This window comes from Variovorax paradoxus (assembly GCF_040544635.1).
Taxonomy (GTDB): domain Bacteria; phylum Pseudomonadota; class Gammaproteobacteria; order Burkholderiales; family Burkholderiaceae_C; genus Variovorax; species Variovorax paradoxus_R.
The window spans coordinates 158862-185000 of record NZ_JBEPKJ010000012.1 but is presented as its reverse complement, the minus strand read 5'-3'; the positions used below and the strand labels follow the sequence as shown (position 1 = coordinate 185000).

Sequence of the window (26139 nt, the reverse complement as noted above, 5' to 3'; positions counted from 1 at the left end):
GATGAGCTGTGGATAGGGGTGAAAGGCTAAACAAACTTGGAAATAGCTGGTTCTCTCCGAAAACTATTTAGGTAGTGCCTCAAGTATTACCATCGGGGGTAGAGCACTGTTTTGGCTAGGGGGTCATGGCGACTTACCAAACCAAGGCAAACTCCGAATACCGATGAGTACAGCTTGGGAGACAGAGCACCGGGTGCTAACGTCCGGACTCAAGAGGGAAACAACCCAGACCGCCAGCTAAGGTCCCTAAAATTGGCTAAGTGGGAAACGAAGTGGGAAGGCTAAAACAGTCAGGATGTTGGCTTAGAAGCAGCCATCATTTAAAGAAAGCGTAATAGCTCACTGATCGAGTCGTCCTGCGCGGAAGATGTAACGGGGCTAAGCCAGTTACCGAAGCTGCGGATTTGCAATTTATTGCAAGTGGTAGGAGAGCGTTCTGTAAGCCTGTGAAGGTGCGTTGTAAAGCGTGCTGGAGGTATCAGAAGTGCGAATGCTGACATGAGTAGCGTTAAAGGGGGTGAAAAGCCCCCTCGCCGTAAGCGCAAGGTTTTCTACGCAACGTTCATCGGCGTAGAGTGAGTCGGCCCCTAAGGCGAGGCAGAGATGCGTAGCTGATGGGAAACAGGTCAATATTCCTGTACCGTTATATAGTGCGATGTGGGGACGGATCTTAATAGGTCATCCAGTTATTGGATTATTCTGGTTTAGTTGGATGTAGGCGTGCATTAGGCAAATCCGGTGCACATATACCGAGGCCAACGATCGAGCGGACTTGTCCGTGAAGTGACTGAACGAGGTTCCAGGAAAAGCCACTAAGCTTCAGCTATATACGACCGTACCGCAAACCGACACTGGTGCGCGAGATGAGTATTCTAAGGCGCTTGAGAGAACTCAGGAGAAGGAACTCGGCAAATTGACACCGTAACTTCGGAAGAAGGTGTGCCCTATTAGTGTGTAGTGAACAACGAAGCATGAATGGGTTGCAAAAAATCGGTGGCTGCGACTGTTTATTAAAAACACAGCACTCTGCAAACACGAAAGTGGACGTATAGGGTGTGACGCCTGCCCGGTGCTGGAAGATTAAATGATGGGGTGCAAGCTCTTGATTGAAGTCCCAGTAAACGGCGGCCGTAACTATAACGGTCCTAAGGTAGCGAAATTCCTTGTCGGGTAAGTTCCGACCTGCACGAATGGCGTAACGATGGCCACACTGTCTCCTCCTGAGACTCAGCGAAGTTGAAATGTTTGTGATGATGCAATCTCCCCGCGGAAAGACGGAAAGACCCCATGAACCTTTACTGTAGCTTTGTATTGGACTTTGAACAGATCTGTGTAGGATAGGTGGGAGGCTTTGAAGCAGGGTCGCTAGATCTTGTGGAGCCAACGTTGAAATACCACCCTGGTGTGTTTGAGGTTCTAACCTAGGTCCATTATCTGGATCGGGGACAGTGCATGGTAGGCAGTTTGACTGGGGCGGTCTCCTCCCAAAGCGTAACGGAGGAGTTCGAAGGTACGCTAGTTACGGTCGGACATCGTGACGATAGTGCAATGGCATAAGCGTGCTTAACTGCGAGACTGACAAGTCGAGCAGATGCGAAAGCAGGACATAGTGATCCGGTGGTTCTGTATGGAAGGGCCATCGCTCAACGGATAAAAGGTACTCTGGGGATAACAGGCTGATACCGCCCAAGAGTTCATATCGACGGCGGTGTTTGGCACCTCGATGTCGGCTCATCTCATCCTGGGGCTGTAGCCGGTCCCAAGGGTATGGCTGTTCGCCATTTAAAGAGGTACGTGAGCTGGGTTTTAAACGGCGTGAGACCGTTTGGTCCCTATCTTCCGTGGGCGCTGCAGAGTTGAGGAAGCCTGCTCCTAGTACGAGAGGACCGGAGTGGACACACCTCTGGTGTATCGGTTGTCACGCCAGTGGCATTGCCGAGTAGCTAAGTGTGGAAGAGATAACCGCTGAAAGCATCTAAGCGGGAAACTCGTTTCAAGATGAGATCTGCCGGGGCCTTGAGCCCCCTAAAGAGTCGTTCAAGACCAGGACGTTGATAGGTCAGGTGTGGAAGCGCAGTAATGCGTTAAGCTAACTGATACTAATTGCTCGTGCGGCTTGACCCTATAACTTTGATCATCTGATCAGGGTGTTATGCCAAGTTGACGCATTCAAAATACATTCAAGCAAGCGCAAGACAATTGCGCGCTGATTCCAAACTCTATGAATTCGTTTGATTGATCATGTGATCAGTCAGACAACAAGTTATGCCTGATGACCATAGCGACGTGGTACCACTCCTTCCCATCCCGAACAGGACAGTGAAACGCGTCAGCGCCGATGATAGTGCGGGTTCCCGTGTGAAAGTAGGTCATCGTCAGGCTCTTACAGCCAGGAAAAGCCCAACACAGCGTGTTGGGCTTTTTTCTTTGCAGCTAAAAAGCGCGTCATCTTCCGGTGACGCGCTTTTTTTATTCCCGAGAGGCGGGGTCAGATATTACGTATGAACGACGAGTCCTTCTCGGCTGCGCCGGCGCTAATCAACTCCGCCAAGATGTCATCGGCCAATTGACTCGAATCCATTTCGGCAAAGAAGCGCGAACGAATAACGCCCAGGTACGACGCACTCTGGAGCCAGGTTTGCCACTGATCGAGGGAAATCGACTGCACTTCCAGCAGCTTGAACTTCATCAGCGCCTTGATGGCGTGCCGTGCATGCTTCCTGGGATCGCGCTGCAGACCTTCGAGCCGGCGCCGGGCGGTGGCCAAGGCCTTGTCGATCTCATCGAAGACGCGGCCATGTCCTGGAATTACCTGCCGCGGTGCCAGCGACTCGATCTGATCGAGCGTGGCAGCCACATCCCCGAACGATGGCTCGCCCGCGAGCTCGGGAAAGGCGATGCCGAAACCGTTCTCCCACAAAGCATCCGCCGAGATGAGCGTCCGCGAAATCGGCTCGAACAGAATGATCGAATGAGGATCGTGACCTGGTGCGCTATGCACCTGCCATGGCCTGTCGCCAAGCACGCATTCCGTTCCGGGGTGCAATAAACCGGTGAACCGAAAGCGCGGGCAGGCCTGCCCTGTCGCAAGAAAGCTCAAGGCTTGCTCGTCCCAACGTGCTACCAGTGCCGCCTCTCCAGGCGGAATGTCAGTCTGAAGCGCCGGGTAACGCCGCTGCAGGGCTGCGTTGCCACCGCAGTGGTCGCTGTGCAGGTGCGTATTCACGATCCGGTCAAGTGGCCGAGTCCCCAGCGCCGATTCGGCCAGCGCCAAGGTCTGGTCGGCATGCGTGACATACCCGGTGTCGACCAATGCGGTCTCGTCGGCTCCGACAAACAGAATGTTGTTCGAGGAAAGCCAGCCGCGCTCGAAGACAACGAGATTCGCCGGTAGTCCGGCCGCGGCACCCCCGCTCATTCAGACGCTCGCGCTGGTTCGAAGCTCGCGCCGCAGGATCTTCCCCACATTGGTTTTCGGCAACGAATCCCGGAACTCGATGTGCTTGGGGCGCTTGTAGCCGGTGAGCTGTCCATTGCAGTATTGCAGCACGGCTTCCTCGGTCAGTGTCGGATCCCTTCGCACGACGAAAACCTTGATCGCCTCGCCTTGCTTTTCATCCGGCACGCCGACGGCGGCACATTCGACGACTCCGGGACACAGCGAGATCACGTTCTCCAGCTCGTTTGGGAAAACGTTGAAGCCGCTGACCAGAATCATGTCCTTCTTGCGGTCGACGATGCGGCTGTAACCGTCTTCCTGCATGACGGCGATGTCGCCCGTGCGCATGAATCCATCCGTCGTGAAGGCCGCTGCCGTCTCGGCTGGCTGGTTGTAGTAGCCCGTCATCACGTTGGGGCCCTTGATGCAGAGTTCGCCCGGCATTCCGACCGGCAGCGAGTTGCCTTCATCGTCCTTGATGGCGATCGCGATGCTCGGCAGCGGCAAGCCGATGGTGCCCGTGAACGTCGTATTCGACACCGGATTGTTCGTGCCGATCGCACAGGTTTCGCTCATGCCCCAGCCTTCGATCATCGGACAGCCCGTGGCCTCGAACCACCGCTGTGCCGTGCCCTCGGACGCAGCCATTCCGCCCGCTTGCGATACGAACAGCGTCGAGAAATCGATCGACTTGAACTGCGGGTGCATCAGCAGCGCGTTGAACAATGTGTTCACCGCAGGCAGCATGTGGAACGGACGCTTCTTGAGCACCGCGATGAACTTGTCGAAGTCACGCGGATTGGGAACCAGCGTCATGTGCGAGCCCTGGCGGATGACAAGCAGGCACAGCGTCAGCGCGAAGATGTGATACAGCGGCAACGCCGCAATGCTGTTGACCTTCGACAGATCGCCCGCCCGCGAGAGGGCCGGCGTGAACCAGGCCTCCGCCTGCAGGGTCGCCGCAACGATGTTGCGGTGGGTCAGCACCGCCCCCTTGGACAAACCCGTCGTGCCGCCGGTGTACTGCAGGAATGCGATCGAATCCAGCGTGCTCTGATCCGGCCCCAGCGTGCGCCCGCGCCCCTCGGCGATGGCTTTGGAGAACTCGGTAACCGTCCGGCCATCGCTCAGCGGCAGCTTGTAGGGCGGAACCATCTTCGCCAGGTGGCGAACCGCGACGGTGATCCAGGCACCGTAGAGGCCGCCCAGCAGATCGCCCATCGAAGTGACGACCACGTGCTTCACCGGCGTACGTTCGATCACCTGTTCCAGCGTCGACGCGAAGTTCTCGAGGATGACGATGGCCGTGGCGCCGGAGTCCTTGAGCTGGTGCTCGAGCTCGCGCGCCGTATAGAGCGGATTGACGTTGACGCAGGTATAGCCCGCCCGGAGCACGCCGCACATCGTGACTGCGAACTGCGGCACGTTGGGCAACATGATGGCCACTCGCTCGCCCGGCTCGAGGCCGAGCGATTGAAGCCAGGCGCCCAGGGCCTTCGACAGCGTGTCGAGCTCCCCATACGACATCCAGCGCTCCATGCAGACCGAAAACGGCCGCTCGGCATAGCGGCCGAAGGCCTCGTCGAACATGTGGGACAGAGACCGGTATTGCTCCGGATGGATCTCGTGCGGCACGTCGGCCGGATAGTTTGAGGGTCGCGCGAATGTCTGCATGCAGGCTCCTTTGCGCGGATTGTGGGAGTCAGATGCACTCCGCCACCAGCGGGCTTGTCCTAGGAGCAAGGCACCCACTGTCGCGCGCGCGATAGGTCTGGCATTGCGCCGCACGCACGCCTGCCGCGTGCTGTCAGCTCGCGAGGAGCGTTTTCAGGCCTTGCCAGTCTCACCCGGCAGCAGCACGCCGGCTTCGATGTCGGGCTCGACTTCCAGTGCCTTGTAGATCGGCGTGAAGTCGGGCGCCGTGAGTTCGAAGAGTTCCGCGAAGCTCTTGATCACGAAATAGTTGGCCTGGTAGGTGTCGATCTTGTAGCGCGTGCGCATGGCACGCAGCAGGTCCAGCGGAAGTCGGCGCGGCTCGTTGCTGAGCACTGCGTGCTTCAATTCGCCCACCGAGCTCAGGATGCCGGCGCCATAGGCGCGCAGGCCGTCGGGCTGGCGAATCAATCCGAACTCCACCGTGTACCAGTACAGCCTTGACAGCTTTTCGCCGGCGCCCAACTCGTGCGCCTTGATTCCACCGGCGCCATAGCGCTGCACATAGTCTGCAAACGTCGGGTCGAACAGCATCGGCACATGGCCGAACAGATCGTGGAACACATCGGGCTCGACGATGTAGTTGAACTCCTCGGGCTTGCGGATCCAGTCGGTCACTGGAAACTTGCGGTTCGCCAGCAAGGTAAAGAACGGCAGCTCCGGGATCAGCCCCGGCACCGCGACGATTTCCCATCCGGTGGCGCGATGCAGCCGCTCGTTGATTTCCTCGAAGCGCGGGATGCGGTCCTTCACGCCGAGCAAGGGCAGCGCGTTGATGAACGCGTCGCAGGCCAGGCCCGGCAGCTGCGCGGCCTGCCGCTCGTACAGGCGCCTGTAGGTGTCATGGTCGGCCGGCGTGTAGCTGGCCCAGTCCTGCGGGCAGGTGTAGTCGGCATGCACCGCGCCGCCGCGCGAGTAGTCGCCGCGCGGTGGGCGATCCGAAGCGCCGTAGACGGCAGGTTTGACAGCGGTGGCGGCGGCAGGGGTGTCGTCCATCAGGGTGTTTCTCTGGTTATTTGAGCCAGCGGTTCATCACGCGCTGGAAGTCGCCGCCGGCTTGCTGCAGATGCAGCCATTGGTCGACATAGGCCTTGAAAGCCACGTCGTCGCGCGGCAGCATCCAGGCCATTTCGCCGTACTGCAGCGGCTTTTCGGGGTTGATGGCGCAGAGCCCCGGCTTGAGCTTCTGCTGCGTGATGGCTTCCGCGGACTCGGTGACGAACACATCGGCGCGGTTGGCAAGGATCTCGTCGAAGATTGTCACGTTCTCGCCGTGCAGCGTGAGCTTGGCCTGCTTGAAGTTGGCGCGCGCGAAGCGCTCGTTGCTGCCGCCCGGATTGAAGATGACCCGGGTGGACGGCTTGTCGATGTCGGCCACGCTCTGGTATTTGGCAACGTCGGCGCAGCGCGCAATCGGCGCCTTGCCGTTCACCATGTAGGGTGCGCTGAAGAAGGCGCGCTTTTGCCGATCGGTGGTCACTGAAACACCGCCGACCGCGATGTCGCACTTGCCGGCCGTGAGGTCGGGCAGCAGGTTGGCCCAGGTGGTCTTGACCCACTCGGGCTTGGCGCCCAGGCTGGTGCTGAAGCCTGCCATCAAGTCGACGTCGATGCCTTCGAACGAGCCGTCTGCCTTGTGAAAGCTGAACGGCCTGTAGTCGCCCGGCGTGCAGATGCGCAGCACGGCGGCCTTTTGCACCGTGTCCAGGTGCGACACGGCTGCGGGGGCGGCCGGCGCCATCGCGCAACCGGAAAGAACGGCGGCGGCCGCGGTGAGGGTCAGGCCGATCGAAAACGTGCTGCGCATGGAAGCTCCTGGGCGATGAAAGAGGCGCTTATTTTGGGGCCGCCAGCACGCCTCGGCGCATCTGGTCGAGCTCGATGCTTTCGAACAGCGCCTTGAAGTTGCCGTTGCCGAAACCGTCGTCGCCCTTGCGCTGGATGAACTCGAAGAAGATCGGGCCGAGCTGGTTCTCGCTGAAGATCTGCAGCAGCAACGCGTCCTTCTTCCCGTCGATCAGGATCTTGCGCTTCTGCAGTTCGGCCACGCTTTCGCCGTGCCCGGGAATGCGCTTGTCGACCAGTTCGTAGTACGTGTCGATGGTGTCGAGCAATGTCACGCCCTTGGCGCGCAGCGCGTCGACGGTCTCGTACAGATCGTCCGAGCCCATCGCGATGTGCTGGATGCCTTCGCCGCGGTACATGTCCAGGTATTCCTGGATCTGGCCCGCCTGCTCCTTGCCTTCCTCGTTGATCGGGATGCGGATCTTGCCGCACGGGCTGGTCATGGCCTTGCTCTTCACGCCCGTCACCTGGCCTTCGATGTCGAAGTACTTGATCTCGCGGAAGTTGAAGAGCTTCTCGTAGAAGCCGGCCCACACGTTCATCCGGCCGCGGTACACGTTGTGCGTGAGGTGGTCGATGTAGGTCAGGCCGTTGCCCTTGGGCGCCAGCGCATCCTGCGAGGCCACGCCCGGCAGCGGCTCGAAGTCGACGTCATAGAAGCCGATGTTGCCGATGTCGCCCGGCTTCGCGCCGTTCTTGCCGGGCCAGCGGTCCACCAGGTAGATCAGGCTGTCGCCGATGCCCTTGATGGCGGGAATGTTCAGTTCGCCCGGGCCCGCCTTGTCGGCAAAACCCCAGGCGCCCAGCCCGATCGCACGTTCATAAGCCTGCTTGGCGTCCTGCACGCGGAACGCGATGGCGCAGACGCTCGGGCCGTGTTCGCGCGCAAAGCGCTGCGCGAACGAGTCGGGCTCGGCGTTCACGATGAAGTTGATCGTGCCCTGGCGATACAGCAACACGTTCTTGTGGCGGTGCCTGGCCACAGCCGTGAAGCCCATGCGCTCGAACACCTTGCCCATGGCGACCGGATCCGGTGCCGCGTACTCGATGAACTCGAAGCCATCGGTCCCCATCGGGTTCTCCCAGGGCGTGAAGGCGGGGGCGTCGGTATGGCTCATGGGTGGGTCTCCAGAAGTGGTGGGTTCGAATGACAAGGAAATTGCGGTGCAGAAAAGCGAAAAAGCACGCGAGAGCGGCCTTTGCAGCAATGTAGGGCGGATGCCACTCATGTTTTCAGCGTTATTGGGCGCTGCAGCTGGCCGTGACGCAGTAAAACTGCAAAAATGCGAGCATGGAAGCACTCGACAAGATTGATCGGCTCATATTGCGCACGCTGCAAGCAGACGGGCGCGCCACTTACGACCAAATTGCGGAAGAGGTCAGCCTTTCCCCCAGCGCCGTGCTCAGGCGGGTCAAGCGGCTGGAGGAAAGCGGCGTCATCGACCGCTACGTCGCCCTCGTTCGCCCGGAAGTCATCGGCCTTGGCCTCACCGCCTACTTGAATGTGCGGCTCGAAAAGCACACCGAAAGCCACAAGCGCAACCCTATGGACCTGTTCCGGGCCAGCGTCCAGACCTGGCCCGAAGTGGTCGAATGCGCGGCGCTCACCGGCGAAATGGATTACCTTTTGCGCGTGGTGGTCGCCGACATGGGCCACTACAGCCGCTTCATCATGGACACCCTGCTCAAGCACCCGAGCGTCGAAGACTGCAAGACCAGCTTTGTGCTCGACCGTGTCAAGGCCACAACGGCTGTACCGGTTTAGCAACAAATTCGTTGCTCGAATCGCACGCACTTTGGTATTGGTTCACAAATGACAACCGGAAGTACCCATTCGGACTTGTTGATTAAGGGGAAACCCTTATATTTGAGCCATGCTCACCGCCAAGACCCTTATTCAAGCGTCTCTCGGCCTCGGCTCTTTCCTGAAGGCGCCGATGGTTGAGGCGCAACCGCGCGCGACCTTCGCGCCCCAGCCTGTCATGGTGCCGATCCGCTCGATCGGCCCGCGCGAACGCGACCGCATCGCGCGCCACCTGCTGGCGCTGACCCCCCATGACCGCTACCTGCGCTTCGGCTATGCCGCGTCGGACGAGCAGGTCCAGCGCTACGTCGACGGCCTCGACTTCGACCGCGACGAGCTCTTCGGCATCTACAACCGCCGCCTCGACCTGATCGCGATGGCTCACCTGGCGTTCGCGCCGGACGACCAGCACAGCGACTGCGCCGAGTTCGGCGTCTCGGTGGCTGCGCATGCGCGCGGCCGCGGCTACGGAGCCCGCCTGTTCGAGCGCGCCGTGGTCGTGGCGCGCAACGAAGGCGTGGGCATGCTCTTCATTCATGCGCTGAGCGAAAACGCCGCCATGCTGAAGATCGCCCGCAACGCTGGCGCCACCGTGGTGCGCAGCGGTTCGGAATCCGAGGCGCATCTGCAACTGCCGAGCGCCACCTTCGACAGCCGCATGAGCGAAATTGCGCTCGAGCACTACGCGGCGGTCGACTACCACCTCAAGACCCGGGCCAAGCAGTTCTGGGCTGTTCTCGCCAGCCTGCAGGAAGTGCGCAGCGGCATTCGCGACGCCCGCAGCAAGTCGGCCCAATAAGCAGGGAACAAGGCGCCGCCCCGGGAGGCACGACTCGCCTCGGGGTGGCCCGACGGCGCGCCGCCCTTGTTTTTCTTCCTGTAGCGGAATTGCCAGGGGTAGTGCCTGTCACACGCAATCCGGTATCCTTGTATCTCTTCAACTACGCCTCCCGCAGTGGCCGAACCTCACCCTGAACGCGCACCCGTTGAACGGGAAGACAAGCGCGGCTTTCTCCAGAAGCTGGCCGAATTCATCCACCCCGGTCCTGACTCGCGCGACGAGCTGATCGAAACCTTGGCCGACGCCGAGGACAACGAGGTGATCGGCGCCGAATCGCGCGTGATGCTCGAAGGCGTGCTGCGCATGGCCGACATGACGGCCGGTGACGTGATGGTTGCCGCCCCGCGCATGGACCTGGTGAACATCGACGCGCCGTACGACGCGCTGCTGCATCTGGTCATCGACACCGCGCACTCGCGCTTTCCGGTGTACGAGGGCGAAAAAGAAAACATCATCGGCATCCTGCTCGCGAAAGACCTGCTCAAGCTGCAGCGCGCGCCGGGCCTCAACATTCGTGCACTGCTGCGTCCGGCCACCTTCGTTCCCGAGAGCAAGGGCCTGAACGACCTGCTGCGCGAGTTCCGCGGCAACCGCAACCACCTGGCCATCGTGATCGACGAGTTCGGCCGCGTGGCCGGCCTCATCACCATCGAGGACGTGCTCGAGCAGATCGTCGGCGAAATCGAGGACGAGTTCGACATCGCCGAAGACGAAGGCGACATCTTCGGCCTGGCCGACCATACCTACCGTGTCTCGGGCGACACGCCCATCGAGCGCGTGGCCGAGGCCTTCGGCATCGTCTTCGATGAAGAACAGCTGAGCGAAGACTTCGACACCATCGGCGGCCTCATCGCGCACGAGATGGGCCACGTACCCAAGCGCGGCGAGCATCACGCCATCGGCGGCTTCGACTTCGTGGTGCTGCACACCAAGGGCGGCGCCGTGCGCTGGTTCAAGGTGTCTCCGGCCCGCGGCAGCGACGCGGCCGACTGATGCCGTTGCCCGCAGCGGCCACGCTCCGCACGTCACCGACCTTTTCCGCCGTGGGCCTGCTGCGCCTCCTCGGCTTCGCTTTTGCCGGTCTCGCGCAGGCCGCCGCCATTGCCTGGCCCGCGAACGGCCACCCGCTGTGGTGGCTGCAGCTGATCTCCCTGGCAGTGCTCGTCGGCCTGCTCGACCGGCTGCGCGCCGAAGGCGCCGGCTGGCGCCGCGCCGGCCTGCATGGCTGGGTCTTCTCGACGGCCTGGCTCACCGGCAGCTTCTGGTGGCTCTTCATCTCGATGCACACCTACGGCGGGCTTCCGGCGCCGCTCGCGGCTATCGCGGTGCTCTCGCTCGCGGCCGCGCTTGGGCTCTATTACGCGGTGGCCTGCGCCTGGTTCGTCGTTCGCGGGCCTCGGGGACCTGTAACCGGCGCGCTGGTTTTCGCCGCACTGTGGACGCTGGCCGAGCTCGTGCGCGGCAGCTGGTTCACCGGCTTCCCATGGGGCGCGGGCGGCTATGCGCATGTCGAAGGGCCGCTGGCGGCCTGGGCGCCGTGGATCGGCGTGTACGGCATCGGCGCAGTCGCTGCGGTCGTGGCGGCGCTTGTCGCGCTCACCCGGCCTGCCCGCACCATGGGGCTGGCGCAGGCATTGGTCCTCGTCGCCATTGCATTCGCCGCACCGCACCTCATGGCACCGCTGCCCGCCGACGCCCAGGGCGCCAAGGGTTCGAGCGGCAACCTGCGGATGGCGCTGCTGCAAGGCAACATCCCGCAAGACGAAAAATTCATTCCCGGCGGCGGCATCGACCTGGCGCTGCGCTGGTACGGCGAGCAGCTGCGCGATGCCAAGGCCTCGCTCGTGGTAACGCCGGAAACCGCATTGCCGCTGCTGCCGCAGCAATTGCCCACCGGCTATCTCGAGGCCATCCAGGCGCGCTACAGCCAAGGCGCGCAGGCCGCCATCGTCGGCCTGCCGATGGGTGGCCAAGGCACTTACAGCAATGCGGTCCTCGGCTTCCAGCCCGGCGCCGCAGAGCCCTACAGCTACAGCAAGCACCACCTCGTTCCCTTCGGCGAATTCATTCCGCCGGGCTTTCGCTGGTTCATCCGGATGATGAACATTCCGCTCGGCGACTTCGCCCGCGGCGGCTTGGCGCAGGCGCCTTTCGCCTGGCAGGGCCAGCGCATTGCGCCGAACATCTGCTACGAAGACTTGTTCGGCGACGAGATCGGCGCCAACTTCAAGAACGAGGCCACGGCGCCGACGATCCTGCTCAACGTGAGCAACATCGCATGGTTCGGCGATTCGGTCGCCATCGACCAGCACCTGGCCATCTCGCGCATGCGCTCGCTCGAATTCGCACGGCCGATGGTGCGGGCCACCAACACCGGCGCGACCGTCGTCATCGATGCCGAAGGCCGCGTCACGCACCAGCTGCCGCGCCTCACGCGCGGCGTGCTCGAAGCCTCGGTCGAAGGCCGCACAGGGCTCACGCCCTACGCGCGCTGGGTGGCGCCGTTCGGGCTCTGGCCGTTGTGGATTGCAGCGATCGCCATCGTCGCTATCGCTTTTATGCTGCGCCGCCAACACGGCTGACGTAGAGCGCAAAGCCAGCCGTCAGGCCGTTGCCGGCGCCGCCTTCACCGGCCAGTCGCGCAGCTTGCCCGGGTTCAGCAGCCCCATCGGATCGAAGCGCTTCTTCATCTCGATGACTTCGGGCGGCAGCGGTCCGCCCGCCTTGCCGTCCTCCACGATGTTCACGTGCGGATTGTTGATGTGCACGTCGTGGGCGCGGTGAATGTCGATGATCTCCGAGAGCCTTTCTTCGGTGCTGAAGCGCACCAGCTGGAGCCCGCTGCACGTCATGAGCCCCGCCACGTTGCGGATGAACTCAATGTGCATCATCACCTCACCGCCGAGCAGCTTTTCCATCTCGACGATCTGCTCGACCTGCCGGCCCGGCACGAAACCGCTCTGCAGGTAGGTCAGCGTCGGGTCGACCTTCAGCGCATGCAGCGTGGTGTGGTTCCAGGTGAACTCCATCAGCGTGCGGTTGCTCTTCTGCACTTCGGCCGCCGTCCTGCGGTAGCTCACGGTGCCGCCGTGCGCTTCGGCCAGCATCAGCATCGCCGGTTCGCAAGACTCGGCCACGAGCGACAGCACCGTGTGGCAGCCCTTGGGAAGGTGCGCCGCGAGCTGTGCCAGATGGTCCGAAATCGGCGCGGCAAAAAAAGCGATCTCCCGTTTCACGATGCCGGGCGCATTGGCCAGCTTGTCTGCGAAGTGCAGTGCGTCTTCGAACTGATCGAAGGTCACCAGCGTTTCGAGCCACGGATGCACCGGCGCGAGCGCGACCTCGAGTTCGAGCACCAGCCCGTTGGTGCCCCACAGGTGGTGCATGCGCATGGCTTCGGCACCGCGCAACTCGACCATCTGCGGCTCGGCCTCGATGGTCATCGCACGAATGCCGAGCACGTTGCCGGGCGCGCCGAGCGGCCCGTAGTTGATGGAGCCCACGCCACCGAAGCCGCCGCCGAAAAGGCCACCCAGCGTGGCGCTGCGGTAGGTGGAAGGCACGCAGCGCATCTCCTGGCCTGAGGGCTTGGTCTGCTTCTCGAGCTCGCCCAGGCGAATGCCGGCCTGCGCACGCGCCACGCCGGGTTTCACCCAAAGAAAAGCGTTGTAGCCCGTCATGTCGAGCACCACGCCGCCGGCGAGCGGCGTGGTCTGGCCGTAGTTGCCGGTGCCGCTGCCGCGCAGGGTGATCGGCACGCCGCGGCGCGCGCAGGCGCCGACCACCGCGCGAATCTCGTCCTCGGTGCGGGGACGCACGACCACGTCGGCGCGCTTGTCCTTCAATTGACGGTTCAGCACCGGGCTGAACCACGAGAAGTCTTGCGACAGCCGCGTCACGCGGCTTTCGTCGGTGATCCAGTCGAGCTCGGGCAGTTCGAGCAGGAGTTGCTCTATGGCGGAAATGGAAGCGTTCATGGTCAAGGTCTTCAATCCTGGGAAAGTTCGCTCGCGTGCCACGAGCCCAGCGCCAGCTTGGTGAGCCAGGCCATCAGCACGAAGAGCGCGACGCCGGTCAGCGAAATGAGCAGCAGGGCCGCGAACATGCGCGGAATGTTCAGCTGAAAGCCGGCCTGCAGAATCTGGTAGGCCAGCCCCGCGCCCGAGCCGCCCGTGCCGGCGACGAACTCGGCCACCACCGCACCGATCAGCGCCAGCCCGCTCGAAATGCGCAGTCCGCCGAAAAAGTAGGGCAGCGCGCTCGGAATGCGCAGCCGCACCAGTTGCTGCCAGCGCGTGGCGCGGTTGAGCTTGAAATAGCTCTGCAGGTCGGGGTCGATGCTGCGCAACCCGAGCGTCGTGTTGCTGATGATCGGGAACAGCGCCACCAGCGCGGCACACACCGTCATTGCCGCCACGGGGTTCTTCACCCAGATGATGATGAGCGGCGCCACCGCCACGATGGGCGTCACCTGCAGCAGCACCGCATACGGAAAGAGCGCGGTCTCGATGCGCTTGCTCTGCACGAAGAGAAACGAGATCAGCACGCCCGCCACCGTGGCCAGCGCGAACGACAACAGCGTGATCTTGAGCGTGACCAGCAGTGCATTGCCCAGCGGCGCCCAGTCGGTGACGAGCGTCTGCACCATCAGGATGGGTGAGGGCACCAGGTAGGGCGGCAGCTCCATCGCCACGACCATCCATTGCCAGAGCGCCACCAGCACCACGCCGATGAGCACGGGGTAGAGCACGCGCTGCACGCGCGGCTGGCTCAGAAGGGGCTGGCGCTTCTTCATTGCGCGTGCTCCTCGTCGCCTTGGCTCGCGCGCAGCAGGCTGTCCTGCAGGCGCTTGGCATGGCGCGCGAATTCGGGCGTCACCATGAAGTCGGGTGTGCGCGGATAGGGCTCGTCGATGTGGAACTGCTCCACCACCCGGCCCGGCCGCGCGGCCATCATCACCACGCGGGTCGAGAGAAACACCGCCTCGTGAATCGAGTGCGTCACGAAAATCACCGTGAGCTTCTTCTTGCGCCACAGGTCGAGCAAGTCGGCGTCGAGCTTGTGGCGCGTGATCTCGTCGAGCGCGCCAAAGGGCTCGTCCATCAGCAGCAAGTCAGGCTGCGTCACCAGGCCGCGCGCAATCGACACACGCATCTGCATGCCGCCCGAGAGCGCGCGCGGCAATGCGTCGGCAAACTTCTCCAGGCCCACCAGCGCAAGCGACTCCATCACACGCGCATCGGCCTCCTTGCGCGGCACACCGGCCAGGTCGAGCGGCAGTCGCACGTTGGTGCGAACACTGGCCCACGGCATCAATGTGGCCGACTGGAACACGAACGACAGCTTGTGCGGGCAGCTGTGGATCTCCGCCACCGGCTTGCGCCACACGAGCAGGCGCCCGTCGCTGGGCTCGAGCATGCCCGCGATCATTTTCAGCAGCGTGCTCTTGCCGCAGCCCGAAGGCCCGAGCAGCGTGACGAATTCACCTTCGGCGATCGACAGGTCCACCGGCAGCAACGCCTGCGTGCCGTTGGGGTAAGTCTTCTCGGCCGAGAGAACTTCCACCGCGGGCACGGCAGGCACGCCGGGCGGCGCAAGGGTGTGGGGTTCAATGCGATTCATGGCGCGAGACTCAGGGCAAGACCTTCGCGTCCTTCACGAACTCGGTGGTGTAGGTCTTCGCGAGCTCCACCTTGGCCGGGTCGAGCAGCTTGGCGCTCACGAGGAAGTCGTAGCTCGCTTTCGAACGTGCGTCGGTGATCACGCCGATGCCGAGCGTGGCCGCATCGCCGCCAGTGATCATGCCCATCTCCTTGAGCTTGGCGACGCTGTAGGCCAACTGGTCGTCGGTCATGTTGGGGTTGTCTTTCTTGATCAGCGCATTGGCGGGCGCGGGATCGGCGAGGTAGCTCTTCCAGCCTTCGGCCGAAGCCTTCACAAAGGCCGCCACCTGCTTGCTGCGGTCCTTCACGGTCTTTTCCATGCACGACACCGTGGTGGCGTACGCCGGAAAGCCGTGCTCGCTGAACATCAGCACGGTGCTCTTCACGCCGGCTTTCTGGATGGCATAGGGCTCCGAGGTCAGGTAGCCTTGCTGCGCGGTGTTCTTGTCGGCCACAAAGGGCTGGATGTTGAAGGTGTAGGGGCGCGTCTGTTCGTCGGTCAGGCCGAATTTCGCCTTCAGCCACGGCCAGTAGCCGCGGTTGGCCTGCGCGCCGATGAGGAGCGTCTTGCCCTTCAGGTCCTCGAACTTCTTGACGTCGTCATGCGCAATCAGCACCTGCGGGTCTTTCTGGAAGAAGGCCGCCACATTGACCACCGGCACGCCGCCTTCGCGCACCTGCATCATCTGGATGTCGCTCGAACCCATGATGCAGTCGGCCTGGCCCGCGGCCATCATCTGCGTGATGTTGACCTGGGGTCCGCCCATCTTGATGGTCACGTCGAGCCCGTGTTTCTTGTAGATGCCCTGTGCCACAGCCTGGTAGAAGCCGCCGTGTTCGGCTTGCGCGTACCAGTTGGTCATGTAGGTGAACTTGTCTTGTGCCTGGGCCGGTGCGGCGGCGGCGAGCAGTGCGAGCGCGGCGGCGCCGGCCATGGAAAGAGCGAAGGAACGCATGGTGGGAACCTCTCGAGGCTGGTGGAAGAACAGTTGAAAAAGAAGGAAGCGGGTAGACCGATGCAAGGAGCGCGCCTCAGGCGGACTCGAACGACTGCTGGATGAAGCCCTGCTGGTGGCCGCGCTCCCAGGTGGCTTCCTCGCGCACGACCCAGCGCAGCGCATGCAGCTCGGTCAGCGCCTGCACCCAGCTGTCCGAGAGGGTGTCGAGAATTTCCTCGCCCTGTTCGCGCGTGGCGCTGGTGGGGTCGCCGATGACGCCGCTCGGGCCGAAGTCGCGCGCGGTCCATGCGCAGGCGGGGCGGCCGTCGGCCGACAGCAGCTTGATCGGGAACGGCGGCGGAAAGTTGGCGGCCGCGCGCTCCATGTGCACCGTGTCAGGGGCCAATGCCAGCATCAGTGCGGTCTCGGAATGGCCGGCGTGCATCGAGAGGCGCTTTTCCTGCTCGCTGATCTGCTTGCTCGATGCGTTCGGCAGGCGCGACACGCCATGCGGCACCACCACGAAGTCGCCATGCCGCAGGCGCAGCTCACGCGCCGCCATCTCCAGCACCTGCGGCTGGCCGCCGTGGCCGTTGGCGAAGAGCAGCTTGCGAAAGCCCGCGCGGTAGACCGACTCGCCGATTTCCGTCACGGTCGAAAGCAGCGTGGTGCCGGTGAGCGTCATGGTGCCGGGAAAGTGCAGGTGCTCTTCCGACTTGCCATAGGTGATGGTCGGCAGCGCGAAGGCGCGTACCTCGGGCGGTAGTTTTTCCAGCGCCTTGCCCATCACGCCCGAGGCGATCACGCTGTCGACCGAGCAGGGCAGGTGCGGGCCGTGCTGCTCGATGGCGCCGCACGGCAGCACGATGACCGTGTTCTCGCGGTCGGGCAGCGCGGCGATTTCGGTCCAGCTCAGGTAGGGCAAAAAGCGGTGGGGCGGTATGTAGCCGTGGAGCATGGGAGGTCCTTGTTCGTTAGCGGGGATAAAAAGGCGTCGCGTCGCCGTGCGTCACGCGGCCTTCGCGCAGCACCACGCGGGCGGCGCTGCGCGAGGGCCAGCCGTGGCGGTCGGCTCGGGTGAATAGCACCAGGTCGGCCTTGGCGCCGACCAGCGTCGGGGCCGCCGTGGCGGGCGCACGCTGAAGCCAGTCGCCGCGGCACAGCGTCTGCGACCAGTTGTCGAAAGGCTCGTCGAGCTGCGCCACCAGCGCGGCGGTGCCCAATGCCTCGATGGGGTCGAAGCTGCCGAGCCGGCAGAACGGGTCTTGCACGTTGTCGCTCGCGAACAGCAGCGGAATGCCGCGATCGCGCGCTTCCTTCACCAGCGTGATGCCGCGCATGCGCGGTGTGCGGCCCGTCACTGCGTCCTGCAGCAGCAGGTTGGTGGCGGGCAGCGACACCACGGTGATGGGCGCGCGCGCCACCGCGTCGAGCGTGGCAAAGGCCCGGGCTTCGGGCTGAGCGGCCAGCGCGCAGATGTGGCCGCAGACCACGCGGCCTTCGAAGCCGATCTCTTGCAGGATTCGGGCGGTGGTCTGCAAGCCGACTGCCGCGGCATTCAGTTCTTCATCGACATGCAGATCGACGTCGAGGTCGCAGGCCTGCGCCGAAACCAGCAGGTTGCGCAGCGCGTTCTCGCTCCAGTTGGTGGAGTGCACGAAGCCGCCGAGCAGCGCATGCGGCCCGGTGGCCTTCACCTGCCTGGCGAGCCGCATGGCCTGCGCGGCATCTTCGAACAGCGGCAGCTTGATGAGGCTGACCTGTTCCAGCCGCACCCTGCCTGCCCATTCCTGCGCCAGTTCGGCCATCACCGGCCAGGCCAGCGGCACCGTATCGGGCTCCCACCAGTCGACATGGGTGCGCACATGCGTGGTGCCGCATTCCCAGGCCCACTGCAGGCCGCGAGAGGCGCGCTCGCGCACGTCGCCGGCGCTCCAGTGCACGCGGTCGGTCAGCATCGCGTCGATGGCGCCGAGCAGGCCCGGCTGCACGTTTTTCATGCGCGGCAGCGTGAATGCCTTGTCGAGGTGCGTGTGCGCATCGATGAAGCCGGGGAGCACCAGCGTGCCGGCGAGGTCCCAGTTCCCGGGATGAGGCTCCCCGCTGCCGGAGGCAGGCCGCACCGATTGCACGCGGCCGACTTCGAGCGCAACGCGCGCCAGCACCGGCACGCCGCCCTGCTGCGGCCAATCGGCGGGCAGCAGCCAGCGCGGCAGGCGCGCGTTGTCGAGCAGGACGGGCGTTTTCATGCGAAGCGCGCCATTGCGGTGCCGACCCGCGCCATGAAGCGCTTGAGCTGGGGCTCGGTCGCCACGTTCATGTGATAGTGGGCGTGGTAGTCCACCTTGGCGCGCCGGCCCGTGAGCCGCAGCATGTAGCGCGTGACGATCTTGCGCGGCGGATCGCCCATGTACCAGGCCATCCAGCGCGGCCGTCCGTAGGTGACCACGGCGCTGATGCGCTTGATGTGCGTGAGCATCGGCTTCACGTCGGCCGGGTCGCTGATGTCGAAGGCCACGCCGGGCATGAAGAGCCGGTCGAAGTAGCCCTTCAGCATCGCGGGCAGGCCGAAGCACCATGTCGGGAAGCAGAAAACGATGCCCTCGGCCCACTGCAGCCGCTCCACGTAGGGCTTGAGCGGCAGCTGGTTGTTCGGCACGTCGTGGTAGCCGAGCCGCTCCTCGCGCGAGAGCACCGGGTTGAAGCCCTCGGCGTACAGGTCGCAGTCGTCCACCTCGTGCCCGGCCGCGCGCAGGTTCTTCAGCACCTCCTGATGCAGGGCCGCATGGAAGCTGGTTTCGACCGGATGGCAGTAGACGACGAGCACGCGCATGGTGTTTGACCGCTTAATCAGAGCAAGTGGTCAGGTTATGCAAGCGACGTGCCAGTCCGGATGCACCGGAATGGGGATGTGGGGAATTTCCCGCGCTGCGGCTAGCTCGCCTTGCGCGGCCACAGCCGCACCGCCAGCGCAGCGGCAGCCGTGCCGGTTGCCAGCCCCGTCACGCCGACCCAGCCCCATTGGGCGAGCGCCAGCGCACCCAGCGCCGAGCCTGCCGCCATGCCGATGAACATGCTCGTGAAGAGCACCGCGTTGAGCCGGCTGCGCGCACCGGGCTCGATGCCGTAGACGATGGTCTGGTGCGCGATCAGCGCCGCCTGCATGCCCAGATCGAAGCCGACGGCCGCAAGCGCCAGCAGCCAGAGCTGCGCATGCGGCAGCAACAGCGGCGCAAACCCCATGGCTGCGAACGACACCACCACCAGCCCGGCGCCGAGGCGCGTCACCAGTTCCGGCCCGCGGCGGTCGGCCAGCCGTCCGGCCAGCGGTGCCGCGAGCGCGCCCGCCGCACCGGCAAGGCCGAACGCGCCGGCTGCCGCGCTGCCCAGATGGAAGGGCTCCCCGTGCAGCATCACCGCCAGGGTGGACCAGAAGGCGCTGAAGCCCACCGCCAGCAGCGCCTGCGCCAGTGCGGCGCGGCGCAGTGTGCCGTGGCGCGACCACAGCGTGCCCAGCGAGCCGAGCAGCGCGCCGTAGGCCAGGTGCGTGGTGGGCCGGAAGCGCGGCAGCCCGCGCCACGCGGCCGCGCCGATGAGCGCGATGCTGGCCGCCGCGGCAATGAACATGGCGCGCCAGCCGAAGTGCTCGGCCACGAAGCCGCTCACCACGCGCGACAGCAGAATGCCGAGCAGCAGCCCCGTCATCACCGTGCCGACCGTCTTGCCGCGCGTGGCTTCGGGTGCCAGCGTGGCCGCGGCGGGCACGATGTCCTGCGCCATCGTGGCCGCGATCCCGATGGCGAGGCTGGCTGCGAGCAGCACGCCGATCGACGGCGCGGCCCCGGCCACCAGCAGCGCGGCGCACAGCGCGGCTGCCTTGGCCAGCACGATGCGGCGCCGGTCGTAGCGGTCGCCCAGCGGTGCCAGCAGCAGGATGCCGAGTGCATAGCCCAGTTGCGTGAGTGTGGGAATGAAGCCCACCGACCGCGCGGAGGCGCCGATGTCGGCGCCCAGCACGCCGAGCATCGGCTGGGCGTAGTAAAGCGATGCCACCGACAGGCCGGCGCCCGTGGCGAGCAGCAGAACCAGCGATGCCGGCAGGTCGCGCGCCGCCGGTGCGGCTGCATCCAGTGCATGCGTTTGTTGAATGGAAAACATGGCGTTAACCCTTGAATATCGAGCGAGGGTTGAAATGTGCACCTCTGAGGCGTGACTTGGTAGCCCTGAAGATCGCACAATGTCTATACGTTGCACGCATAAATACAAGCCATGTCAACCTCTTCTCCTGCTGCCGACCGCATCGAGCTGATGCAGACCTTCGTCCACATCGTCGAGGCCGGCAGCCTCTCGGCCGCCGCCCAGCAGATGGGTGCCACGCAGCCCACCGTCAGCCGCCGGCTGCAGGCGCTGGAGCGCTCGCTGGGTGTGCGGCTCCTGCGCCGGTCCACGCACGCCATGAAGCTCACCGAGGACGGCGAGCGCTGCTACGAGCGCGCCAGGGAGCTGATTGCGGACTGGCACGCCTTCGAAGCCGACCTTCGCGGTGTGGGCGACGAGCCCGAGGGCACGCTGCGCGTGGTGGCGCCGCATGCACTGGGGCAACTGTTGCTGGTCGGGCCGCTGGCCGACTACCTTCGCGCATACCCGCGGGTGTCCGTCGAATGGCTGTTGAACGACCGTCGGCCCGACTTCATCGCCGAAGGCGTCGACTGCGCCATCCAGGTCGGCGAGATGACCGACACCATGGCCGTGGCGATCAAGCTCTCCGAAGTGCCGCGCGTGGTGGTCGCCGCGCCCTCGGTGATGGCCGGGCGGGCGCTGCCGACGCATGCGTCGGAACTGGCCGAATTGCCCTGGCTCGCGCTGCGCACGTTCTATCGCAACGAGGTACTGCTCACGCACCGGCCGACTGGCGAGGTGGCCCGCGTGCCCATCCGCCCGCGCATGAGCACCGACAGTCTTTACGCGCTGCAAAGCGCGGCGCGCATGGGCTTGGGTGCTTGCATGGGCTCCGTCTGGCTCATGAAGGACGACATCGCCACCGGCCGGTTGGTGCAACTCGTGCCCCAGTGGCATGTTGCGGCGCTACCCGTCTATTTGATCTATCCGCATGCGCGCTTCCAGCCGGCGCGGCTGCGCCGCTTCATCGAGATGATGCGGCTCGCGCTGGCCGACCCGGCAGGGCGGGCCTGGGAAGCCGGAACGTCGTGAGCGGCGCCTTGGGGGCGCGGCAAAACGCTAAGCCTTGATCCCGCAGCCGCCCAGCACGAACGCCACCAGCTCGCGCGCAATCGGCTCGCGGTCGATGGGTGCGTCGGGCGGCAGGCCGAGCATCACGCGCGTTTGGATTGCGTAGTCGGCGTAGCTCTGGGTCATGGCCCAGATGTGCATCAGCAGCAGGCGTGCGTCGAGCGGACGCATCTGCCCGCGTGCGATCCAGCCGTTGATCACGTCGACCTTTTTCTGCGTCCAGGCCCGCGCGTTGGGCCAGTAGCGGTCGAGGTTGCGGCCGCCGTCGAGCACCTCGCGCGTGAAGATGCGCGAGATCTCGGGGTTGTCGAAGGCGTGGTCGAGCTTCTTGCGGATGTAGTCGCCGAGCACCGTGGCCGGGTCGCTGGCGTCCTCGAACGAAAACACCACCTTCCAGGCATGCAGCACCTGCATCAGCAGCTCCTCGTAGAGCTCTTCCTTGCCGGCGATGTAGTAGTGCAACTGGGGCTTGGTGAGGCCGGCGCGCGCGGCAATGGCCTGGGTCGAGGTGCCCTTCAGGCCGTGCAGGCTGAACTCGGTGACAGCTGCGGTACGGATCGCCGCCAGGATGCGCTCGCGCCCGGGGCGGGCTCGCGACAGCGGGCCGTCGGGGGCGGGCATTTCCTGGGCGGTCGTGGGGGGAAGGGCTGCGGGATCGGCGTTCATTGGCATGGATTTGCGGCGGTGCGCCCGGCGATGGTAATCCCAGGCGCATGGCCGCATGCGATGCCGGCATGGAAGATCAAGGCATGCGGGCACGGTTCATGTATCTTCTCGCCGCTTCCAGAAATTCGTTCAAGACAAAGGAGTTCTTTCATGTACCTTTCCCCTCGTTTCAGGGCCTTCGCGGCCGGTGCCGCGCTGCTCGCGGCCAGCGCCCTCGCGCAAGCCCAGCAGGCGTTGCCCAATGTGGTGATCCTGGCCACCGGCGGCACCATTGCGGGGGCCGGCGCCTCGGCCGTGAACAGCGCCACCTACGCGGCTGCCAAGGTCGGCGTCGACAAGCTGATTGCCGGCCTGCCCGAACTCTCCAAGATCGCCAACGTGCGCGGCGAGCAGGTGTTCCAGGTCGCTTCCGAAAGCCTGACCAACGACAACCTGCTGACGCTGGCCAAGCGCGTGTCCGCGCTGTCCAAGCAAGCCGACGTGGACGGCATCGTCATCACCCACGGCACCGACACGCTGGAAGAAACCGCGTACTTCCTGACGCTCACCGTGCGCACCAACAAGCCGATCGTCGTGGTCGGCTCCATGCGCCCGGGCACGGCGCTGTCGGCCGACGGCGCGCTCAACCTGTATGACGCGGTCAGCGTGGCCGGCAGCAAGGACGCGGCAGGCAAGGGCGTGCTCGTGACGATGAACGACAACATCGACAGCGGCCGCGACGTGAGCAAGAACGTCAACGTCAAGACCAGCGCGTTCTCCAGCCAGTGGGGCCCGCTCGGCATGGTGGTCGAGGGCAAGAACTACTGGTTCCGCGCGCCGGTCAAGCGCCACACCATGAACTCGGAGTTCGACATCGACAGCATCAACACGCTGCCGGCGGTCGAGATCGCCATGGGCTACGAAGGCGTTTCGTCCATCGCCATCGACGCGTTCGCCAAGAGCGGCGTGAAGGCGATCGTCCACGGCGGCACGGGCAACGGCTCGGTGGCCAACCGCATCGTGCCCAACCTGCAGAAGGCGCGCACCGACGGCGCCATCATCATCCGCAGCTCGCGCGTGGCCGACGGCTTCGTGATCCGCAATGCCGAGCAGCCCGACGACAAGTACGACTGGGTGGTGGCGCACGACCTGCGCCCGCAGAAGGCCCGCATCCTGGCGATGGTGGCCCTCACCAAGACCAGCGATACGAAAGAACTGCAGCGCATCTTCTGGGAGTATTGATCCCGCTCAACGCGCGGCCCGCCGTTTGCGGTGCCGCGCGTATTCGAGGCTGCTCACGCACACGAGCAGCCAGGCCAGGCCGGTCAGCAGGCCGGCCACCACGTCGCTGGCGAAATGCACCTGCAGGAAGACGCGGCTGCATGCAATGGTGACGATGGCGGCCACGGCCGCCATGGCCGCCGGCACATGCCAGCGCGCCGGCAACAGGCGCAGCGCCAAGTACATCAGCATGCCGTAGCTCACGATCGCGCCCGCACTGTGGCCGCTCGGAAAGCTGAAGCTCGTTTCCAGCGCCAGCCCATGGTCGTGCAGCGGCCGCGCCCGCGCGAAGATGCGCTTGAGCGCCGGGTTCAGCAGCACGATGCCGCCCAGCGCCATCACCCAGCCCAGCGCCAGCCCGCGGTGCGCGTTGTGCCACAGCACAAAGGCCAGCACCACGCACACCGGCGCCAGCAGTTCGGCATCGCCCAGATGCGTGAGCCAGCTGAAAATAACGAGCACCGCCCACGGCACATGGTCGCCGACGGCGTCGGCCAGCGCCTGGTCGGCCAGGCCGAGCAGGCGGCCGTCGCCGAGCTTCGAGGCGATGTACGCCACCAGGCTTGCCGCCCCGAGAATCAGCACGAAACCCAGCGCCAGCCCGGCCGCCACGCGCGGCTCGTCGGGTTCGCCGTTTTCTGAAGAACTTCTGGCGCGGCGCTGCTGCAGCGCCCGGCAGACGATGCCGGCGCCCAGCACCGACACCGCGAAAACGCACAGGAACCAGACAAGGGCATGCTCGCCGACCTGGTGGGCGAGAAGAACGAGGGCAGGGGCTTCCATTGGCATGCGGGGCACCCTAAGGGAGCACCGCGCCGCTGGCAAGCCGAAGCCGCAATACTTTGCCGCACACAAAGGCCTTGTGAATCGCCGAATGGTCCCACCGCTCCACTTGGCAAACGCGGGTGCCGCCAATGTTTTCCAGGCGCAGCACGTTCACCGAGTTGGGGTGCCCCGCGCGTACGCGCGACGACACGGCCGTGCCGGCCTGCACCGCCCATGTCGTGCGCGGGCAGCCGGCGTAGGCGTCGTGCAGCGAGCGCACGAACGGCAGATGGATGTGGCCGCCCAGAATCAGATCTGCGCCCGCATGGCTCCAGCGCGCGACGGCGGTCTCGCGCCCGCGCAGCCGGTTGTGCATGTCTTCCTGGCGCGTAACCATCACCGGCTGGTGCGTGACCACCACGCGCAACTGAGAAGGCGAAGCGGACGCCAGCCGGGCCGCGACCCGCTCGACCTGCGCGGGCGAAACCTCGCCGTCCTCGTGCCGGTACCAACGCGTGGTGTTGACCGCAACCACCAGCCATTCGGCGGATTCGAACACCGGCTCCAGGTCGGTGCCAAAAGCCTCTGCGTATCTTTCGTAGGGCGAGAACAGCCGCGCCGCCAGGTGAAAGAGCGGAATGTCGTGGTTGCCGGGGATGGCAATCACCGCCGGCACCGCCAGCCTGTCGATGAAGGCGCGGGCCGCCGCAAACTGCGCGCGCGTGGCGCGCTGGGTGATGTCTCCCGAGAGCACCACCACCTGCGGCGACAGGGCCTGCGTGAGCCGCTCGAGTGCCTCCATCACGTCGGCCTGCTCGGTGCCGAAATGCGGATCGGAGATCTGAAGCAGGCAGCTCATTCCTTGGCGGCCTCCAGTTCGGGCGCGAGATCGGGCCGCACCAGCCACAGCGGCTCGGGCGACACCCGGAACAGCAGCGGCATCTCGGTCCAGGCGATCTCGCCGTCGGTGGCCACCTTCACGCGGCGCGGGAAATGCAGGCGGCCGGTTTTCACTGTCATCGATTCGAACGGAAAGCTCAACACCTCGTCGGCGCTCCCGAGGCGGCCCAGGGCGCCGCGCACCAGCAGGCCGGGCATCGCCAGGACGCCCGTCGGCTTCAGCACGACGGCCGCCAGCTGGCCGTTTTCGGGCGCGTCGGCATGTTCGATGCCCACCTGCAGCAGCTGCAACGGGTTGTTGCCGACAAAAAGCGTCGGCGTGCGAATGTCGCGCTCCTGACCGCGCCAGGCCATGCGCAGGTTCCAGAGCCGGTGGCCGCGCATCAGCGTCGAAAGGCCCGCGAAAAACGCGATCCAGCGGCTGCGGCCATAGCGTGCCTTGTAGCTTTCACGCTCTTCCAGCAGTTCGGCGTACAGGCCCATGCTGGCATTGACCAGGAACACGCGGTCGTTGACCAGCCCTACCTGCGCCGGCTGCGGCTGCGCGGTCAGCAGCACCTGCAGCGCCTCGGCCGTATCGCCCGGAATACCGTGGGCGCGGCTGAAGTAGTTGAAGGTGCCCTGCGGCAGCACGCCGAAGGCCAGCCCGCTGCCGAGCGTGGCCTGCGCCACCGTGTTGATGGTGCCGTCGCCGCCCGCGGCCACCACCACGCCGCCGACAGCGCGGGCGCGCTCGACCGCTTCGCGCGCAAGCGCCCGCACCGTGGCGCGCTCGTCCACCAAGAAGATGCGGTGCTTGCGGCCGGCCGCCGCACAGCCCTCCTCGATGACCCGGCGGGTTGCGGCGGTGTCCGCATTGCCGGAGCCGGCGTTGAGAACGATGAACAAAGGGGAATTCGGACCGATTTGGGGCGGCAGCATGTCGATGGAAACGGGGAAAAAGGAGCGCCGGCGGTGCAGGCAATGCTGGGGGCGCCGGGGGCGAAAAAGACCAGGAAAGGGCGATTGCATGCAACCGGCCCACCTTTGTCGCACGGCCCGCCGCGCGGCGCCGG

Annotated in this window: 23 protein-coding genes and 2 rRNA genes (1 of these 25 cut by a window edge); 8 read left to right on the top strand and 17 right to left on the bottom strand. The window is 64.7% G+C overall.

Annotation, left to right across the window (positions count from 1 at the left end):
- Positions 1–2124, top strand: a 23S ribosomal RNA gene (locus ABIC94_RS20750) (it extends 750 nt beyond the left edge of the window).
- 144 nt (positions 2125–2268) lie between these two features.
- Positions 2269–2381 (top strand): 5S ribosomal RNA (rrf, locus tag ABIC94_RS20745).
- A 107-nt stretch (positions 2382–2488) separates the two neighbouring features.
- Here rrf and ABIC94_RS20740 read toward each other — a convergent pair.
- The 5 genes from ABIC94_RS20740 to hppD form a co-directional block, all read right to left on the bottom strand.
- Complete coding sequence (locus ABIC94_RS20740; protein WP_354374862.1) at positions 2489–3418, bottom strand: MBL fold metallo-hydrolase; 930 nt, start codon at positions 3416–3418, stop codon at positions 2489–2491.
- Entirely contained in the window at positions 3419–5113 is a 1695-nt protein-coding gene (locus ABIC94_RS20735; RefSeq protein WP_354374898.1) for an AMP-binding protein, read from the bottom strand.
- A gap of 153 nt (positions 5114–5266) precedes the next feature.
- A complete protein-coding gene (phhA, locus tag ABIC94_RS20730) occupies positions 5267–6148 on the bottom strand; it encodes a phenylalanine 4-monooxygenase (RefSeq protein ID WP_354374861.1) in 882 nt (293 codons plus the stop codon).
- Between the two features lie 16 nt (positions 6149–6164).
- Positions 6165–6959 carry a transporter substrate-binding domain-containing protein gene (locus ABIC94_RS20725; RefSeq protein WP_354374860.1) on the bottom strand — a complete coding sequence of 265 codons (795 nt, stop codon included), beginning with the start codon at positions 6957–6959 and terminating at the stop codon, positions 6165–6167.
- Between the two features lie 28 nt (positions 6960–6987).
- Positions 6988–8115, bottom strand: a complete 1128-nt coding sequence (gene hppD, locus ABIC94_RS20720) for a 4-hydroxyphenylpyruvate dioxygenase (RefSeq protein ID WP_354374859.1) — start codon at positions 8113–8115, stop codon at positions 6988–6990.
- Between the two features lie 173 nt (positions 8116–8288).
- Here hppD and ABIC94_RS20715 point away from each other — a divergent pair, with 173 nt between their 5' ends.
- The 4 genes from ABIC94_RS20715 (at position 8289) to lnt (ending at position 12224) form a co-directional block, all read left to right on the top strand.
- Positions 8289–8762, top strand: coding sequence for an Lrp/AsnC family transcriptional regulator (locus ABIC94_RS20715; protein ID WP_126748282.1), 474 nt, complete (start codon positions 8289–8291; stop codon positions 8760–8762).
- Positions 8763–8871: 109 nt separating this feature from the next.
- Entirely contained in the window at positions 8872–9600 is a 729-nt protein-coding gene (locus tag ABIC94_RS20710) for a GNAT family N-acetyltransferase (protein ID WP_354374858.1), read from the top strand.
- A 156-nt stretch (positions 9601–9756) separates the two neighbouring features.
- The gene (locus tag ABIC94_RS20705) at positions 9757–10635 is read left to right on the top strand and encodes an HlyC/CorC family transporter (RefSeq protein WP_126748280.1); all 879 of its coding nucleotides are present in this window, start codon (positions 9757–9759) and stop codon (positions 10633–10635) included.
- A complete protein-coding gene (gene lnt, locus ABIC94_RS20700; RefSeq protein WP_354374857.1) occupies positions 10635–12224 on the top strand; it encodes an apolipoprotein N-acyltransferase in 1590 nt (529 codons plus the stop codon). The genes ABIC94_RS20705 and lnt overlap by 1 nt, the downstream gene beginning before the upstream one ends.
- A 21-nt stretch (positions 12225–12245) precedes the next feature.
- Here the strand turns inward: lnt and ABIC94_RS20695 are convergent, their stop codons facing one another.
- The 8 genes from ABIC94_RS20695 to ABIC94_RS20660 all read right to left on the bottom strand — a co-directional run bounded on the left by ABIC94_RS20695 (position 12246) and on the right by ABIC94_RS20660 (position 20401).
- Positions 12246–13619: an FAD-binding oxidoreductase gene (locus tag ABIC94_RS20695; protein ID WP_354374856.1), complete on the bottom strand. Its 1374-nt coding sequence runs from the start codon at positions 13617–13619 to the stop codon at positions 12246–12248.
- Between the two features lie 11 nt (positions 13620–13630).
- On the bottom strand, positions 13631–14437 hold the full coding sequence (locus ABIC94_RS20690; protein ID WP_354374855.1) for an ABC transporter permease: 807 nt from the start codon (positions 14435–14437) through the stop codon (positions 13631–13633).
- Positions 14434–15264 carry an ABC transporter ATP-binding protein gene (locus ABIC94_RS20685; RefSeq protein WP_354374854.1) on the bottom strand — a complete coding sequence of 277 codons (831 nt, stop codon included), beginning with the start codon at positions 15262–15264 and terminating at the stop codon, positions 14434–14436. The genes ABIC94_RS20690 and ABIC94_RS20685 overlap by 4 nt, the downstream gene beginning before the upstream one ends.
- 10 nt (positions 15265–15274) lie before the next feature.
- Complete coding sequence (locus tag ABIC94_RS20680; RefSeq protein WP_354374853.1) at positions 15275–16261, bottom strand: ABC transporter substrate-binding protein; 987 nt, start codon at positions 16259–16261, stop codon at positions 15275–15277.
- A gap of 76 nt (positions 16262–16337) precedes the next feature.
- Entirely contained in the window at positions 16338–17201 is an 864-nt protein-coding gene (locus ABIC94_RS20675) for a creatininase family protein (protein ID WP_354374852.1), read from the bottom strand.
- A gap of 16 nt (positions 17202–17217) precedes the next feature.
- Positions 17218–18492 (bottom strand): amidohydrolase family protein, encoded by a 1275-nt coding sequence (locus tag ABIC94_RS20670; RefSeq protein ID WP_354374851.1) that lies wholly within the window; start codon positions 18490–18492, stop codon positions 17218–17220.
- Positions 18489–19076, bottom strand: a complete 588-nt coding sequence (locus tag ABIC94_RS20665; RefSeq protein WP_354374849.1) for an NAD(P)H-dependent oxidoreductase — start codon at positions 19074–19076, stop codon at positions 18489–18491. Before ABIC94_RS20665 ends, ABIC94_RS20670 begins: the two co-directional genes overlap by 4 nt.
- A 101-nt stretch (positions 19077–19177) precedes the next feature.
- Complete coding sequence (locus tag ABIC94_RS20660; protein WP_354374848.1) at positions 19178–20401, bottom strand: MFS transporter; 1224 nt, start codon at positions 20399–20401, stop codon at positions 19178–19180.
- A gap of 111 nt (positions 20402–20512) precedes the next feature.
- On the opposite strand from ABIC94_RS20660, the gene ABIC94_RS20655 reads away from it, so the two are divergent.
- Positions 20513–21454 (top strand): LysR family transcriptional regulator, encoded by a 942-nt coding sequence (locus ABIC94_RS20655; RefSeq protein WP_354374847.1) that lies wholly within the window; start codon positions 20513–20515, stop codon positions 21452–21454.
- Between the two features lie 27 nt (positions 21455–21481).
- Here the strand turns inward: ABIC94_RS20655 and ABIC94_RS20650 are convergent, their stop codons facing one another.
- A complete protein-coding gene (locus tag ABIC94_RS20650) occupies positions 21482–22159 on the bottom strand; it encodes a TetR family transcriptional regulator C-terminal domain-containing protein (RefSeq protein ID WP_354374846.1) in 678 nt (225 codons plus the stop codon).
- A 150-nt stretch (positions 22160–22309) separates the two neighbouring features.
- Here ABIC94_RS20650 and ABIC94_RS20645 point away from each other — a divergent pair, with 150 nt between their 5' ends.
- Positions 22310–23380: an asparaginase gene (locus ABIC94_RS20645; RefSeq protein WP_354374845.1), complete on the top strand. Its 1071-nt coding sequence runs from the start codon at positions 22310–22312 to the stop codon at positions 23378–23380.
- A gap of 6 nt (positions 23381–23386) precedes the next feature.
- On the opposite strand, the gene ABIC94_RS20640 is transcribed toward ABIC94_RS20645, so the two are convergent.
- The 3 genes from ABIC94_RS20640 to ABIC94_RS20630 are packed head-to-tail and all read right to left on the bottom strand — an operon-like array spanning position 23387 to position 26005.
- The gene (locus ABIC94_RS20640) at positions 23387–24208 is read right to left on the bottom strand and encodes a phosphatase PAP2 family protein (protein WP_354374844.1); all 822 of its coding nucleotides are present in this window, start codon (positions 24206–24208) and stop codon (positions 23387–23389) included.
- Between the two features lie 10 nt (positions 24209–24218).
- A complete protein-coding gene (locus tag ABIC94_RS20635; RefSeq protein WP_354374843.1) occupies positions 24219–25043 on the bottom strand; it encodes a metallophosphoesterase family protein in 825 nt (274 codons plus the stop codon).
- Complete coding sequence (locus ABIC94_RS20630) at positions 25040–26005, bottom strand: diacylglycerol/lipid kinase family protein (protein WP_436318066.1); 966 nt, start codon at positions 26003–26005, stop codon at positions 25040–25042. The genes ABIC94_RS20635 and ABIC94_RS20630 overlap by 4 nt, the downstream gene beginning before the upstream one ends.
- Positions 26006–26139: the final 134 nt, after the last annotated feature.

Coding starts and splice junctions, on each gene's coding strand:
- ABIC94_RS20740 (WP_354374862.1), bottom strand. CDS start 3,418: ATGAGCGGGGGTGCCGCGGCCGGACTACCGGCGAATCTCGTTGTCTTC.
- ABIC94_RS20735 (WP_354374898.1), bottom strand. CDS start 5,113: ATGCAGACATTCGCGCGACCCTCAAACTATCCGGCCGACGTGCCGCAC.
- phhA (WP_354374861.1), bottom strand. CDS start 6,148: ATGGACGACACCCCTGCCGCCGCCACCGCTGTCAAACCTGCCGTCTAC.
- ABIC94_RS20725 (WP_354374860.1), bottom strand. CDS start 6,959: ATGCGCAGCACGTTTTCGATCGGCCTGACCCTCACCGCGGCCGCCGCC.
- hppD (WP_354374859.1), bottom strand. CDS start 8,115: ATGAGCCATACCGACGCCCCCGCCTTCACGCCCTGGGAGAACCCGATG.
- ABIC94_RS20715 (WP_126748282.1), top strand. CDS start 8,289: ATGGAAGCACTCGACAAGATTGATCGGCTCATATTGCGCACGCTGCAA.
- ABIC94_RS20710 (WP_354374858.1), top strand. CDS start 8,872: ATGCTCACCGCCAAGACCCTTATTCAAGCGTCTCTCGGCCTCGGCTCT.
- lnt (WP_354374857.1), top strand. CDS start 10,635: ATGCCGTTGCCCGCAGCGGCCACGCTCCGCACGTCACCGACCTTTTCC.
- ABIC94_RS20695 (WP_354374856.1), bottom strand. CDS start 13,619: ATGAACGCTTCCATTTCCGCCATAGAGCAACTCCTGCTCGAACTGCCC.
- ABIC94_RS20690 (WP_354374855.1), bottom strand. CDS start 14,437: ATGAAGAAGCGCCAGCCCCTTCTGAGCCAGCCGCGCGTGCAGCGCGTG.
- ABIC94_RS20685 (WP_354374854.1), bottom strand. CDS start 15,264: ATGAATCGCATTGAACCCCACACCCTTGCGCCGCCCGGCGTGCCTGCC.
- ABIC94_RS20680 (WP_354374853.1), bottom strand. CDS start 16,261: ATGCGTTCCTTCGCTCTTTCCATGGCCGGCGCCGCCGCGCTCGCACTG.
- ABIC94_RS20675 (WP_354374852.1), bottom strand. CDS start 17,201: ATGCTCCACGGCTACATACCGCCCCACCGCTTTTTGCCCTACCTGAGC.
- ABIC94_RS20670 (WP_354374851.1), bottom strand. CDS start 18,492: ATGAAAACGCCCGTCCTGCTCGACAACGCGCGCCTGCCGCGCTGGCTG.
- ABIC94_RS20665 (WP_354374849.1), bottom strand. CDS start 19,076: ATGCGCGTGCTCGTCGTCTACTGCCATCCGGTCGAAACCAGCTTCCAT.
- ABIC94_RS20660 (WP_354374848.1), bottom strand. CDS start 20,401: ATGTTTTCCATTCAACAAACGCATGCACTGGATGCAGCCGCACCGGCG.
- ABIC94_RS20655 (WP_354374847.1), top strand. CDS start 20,513: ATGTCAACCTCTTCTCCTGCTGCCGACCGCATCGAGCTGATGCAGACC.
- ABIC94_RS20650 (WP_354374846.1), bottom strand. CDS start 22,159: ATGAACGCCGATCCCGCAGCCCTTCCCCCCACGACCGCCCAGGAAATG.
- ABIC94_RS20645 (WP_354374845.1), top strand. CDS start 22,310: ATGTACCTTTCCCCTCGTTTCAGGGCCTTCGCGGCCGGTGCCGCGCTG.
- ABIC94_RS20640 (WP_354374844.1), bottom strand. CDS start 24,208: ATGCCAATGGAAGCCCCTGCCCTCGTTCTTCTCGCCCACCAGGTCGGC.
- ABIC94_RS20635 (WP_354374843.1), bottom strand. CDS start 25,043: ATGAGCTGCCTGCTTCAGATCTCCGATCCGCATTTCGGCACCGAGCAG.
- ABIC94_RS20630 (WP_436318066.1), bottom strand. CDS start 26,005: ATGCTGCCGCCCCAAATCGGTCCGAATTCCCCTTTGTTCATCGTTCTC.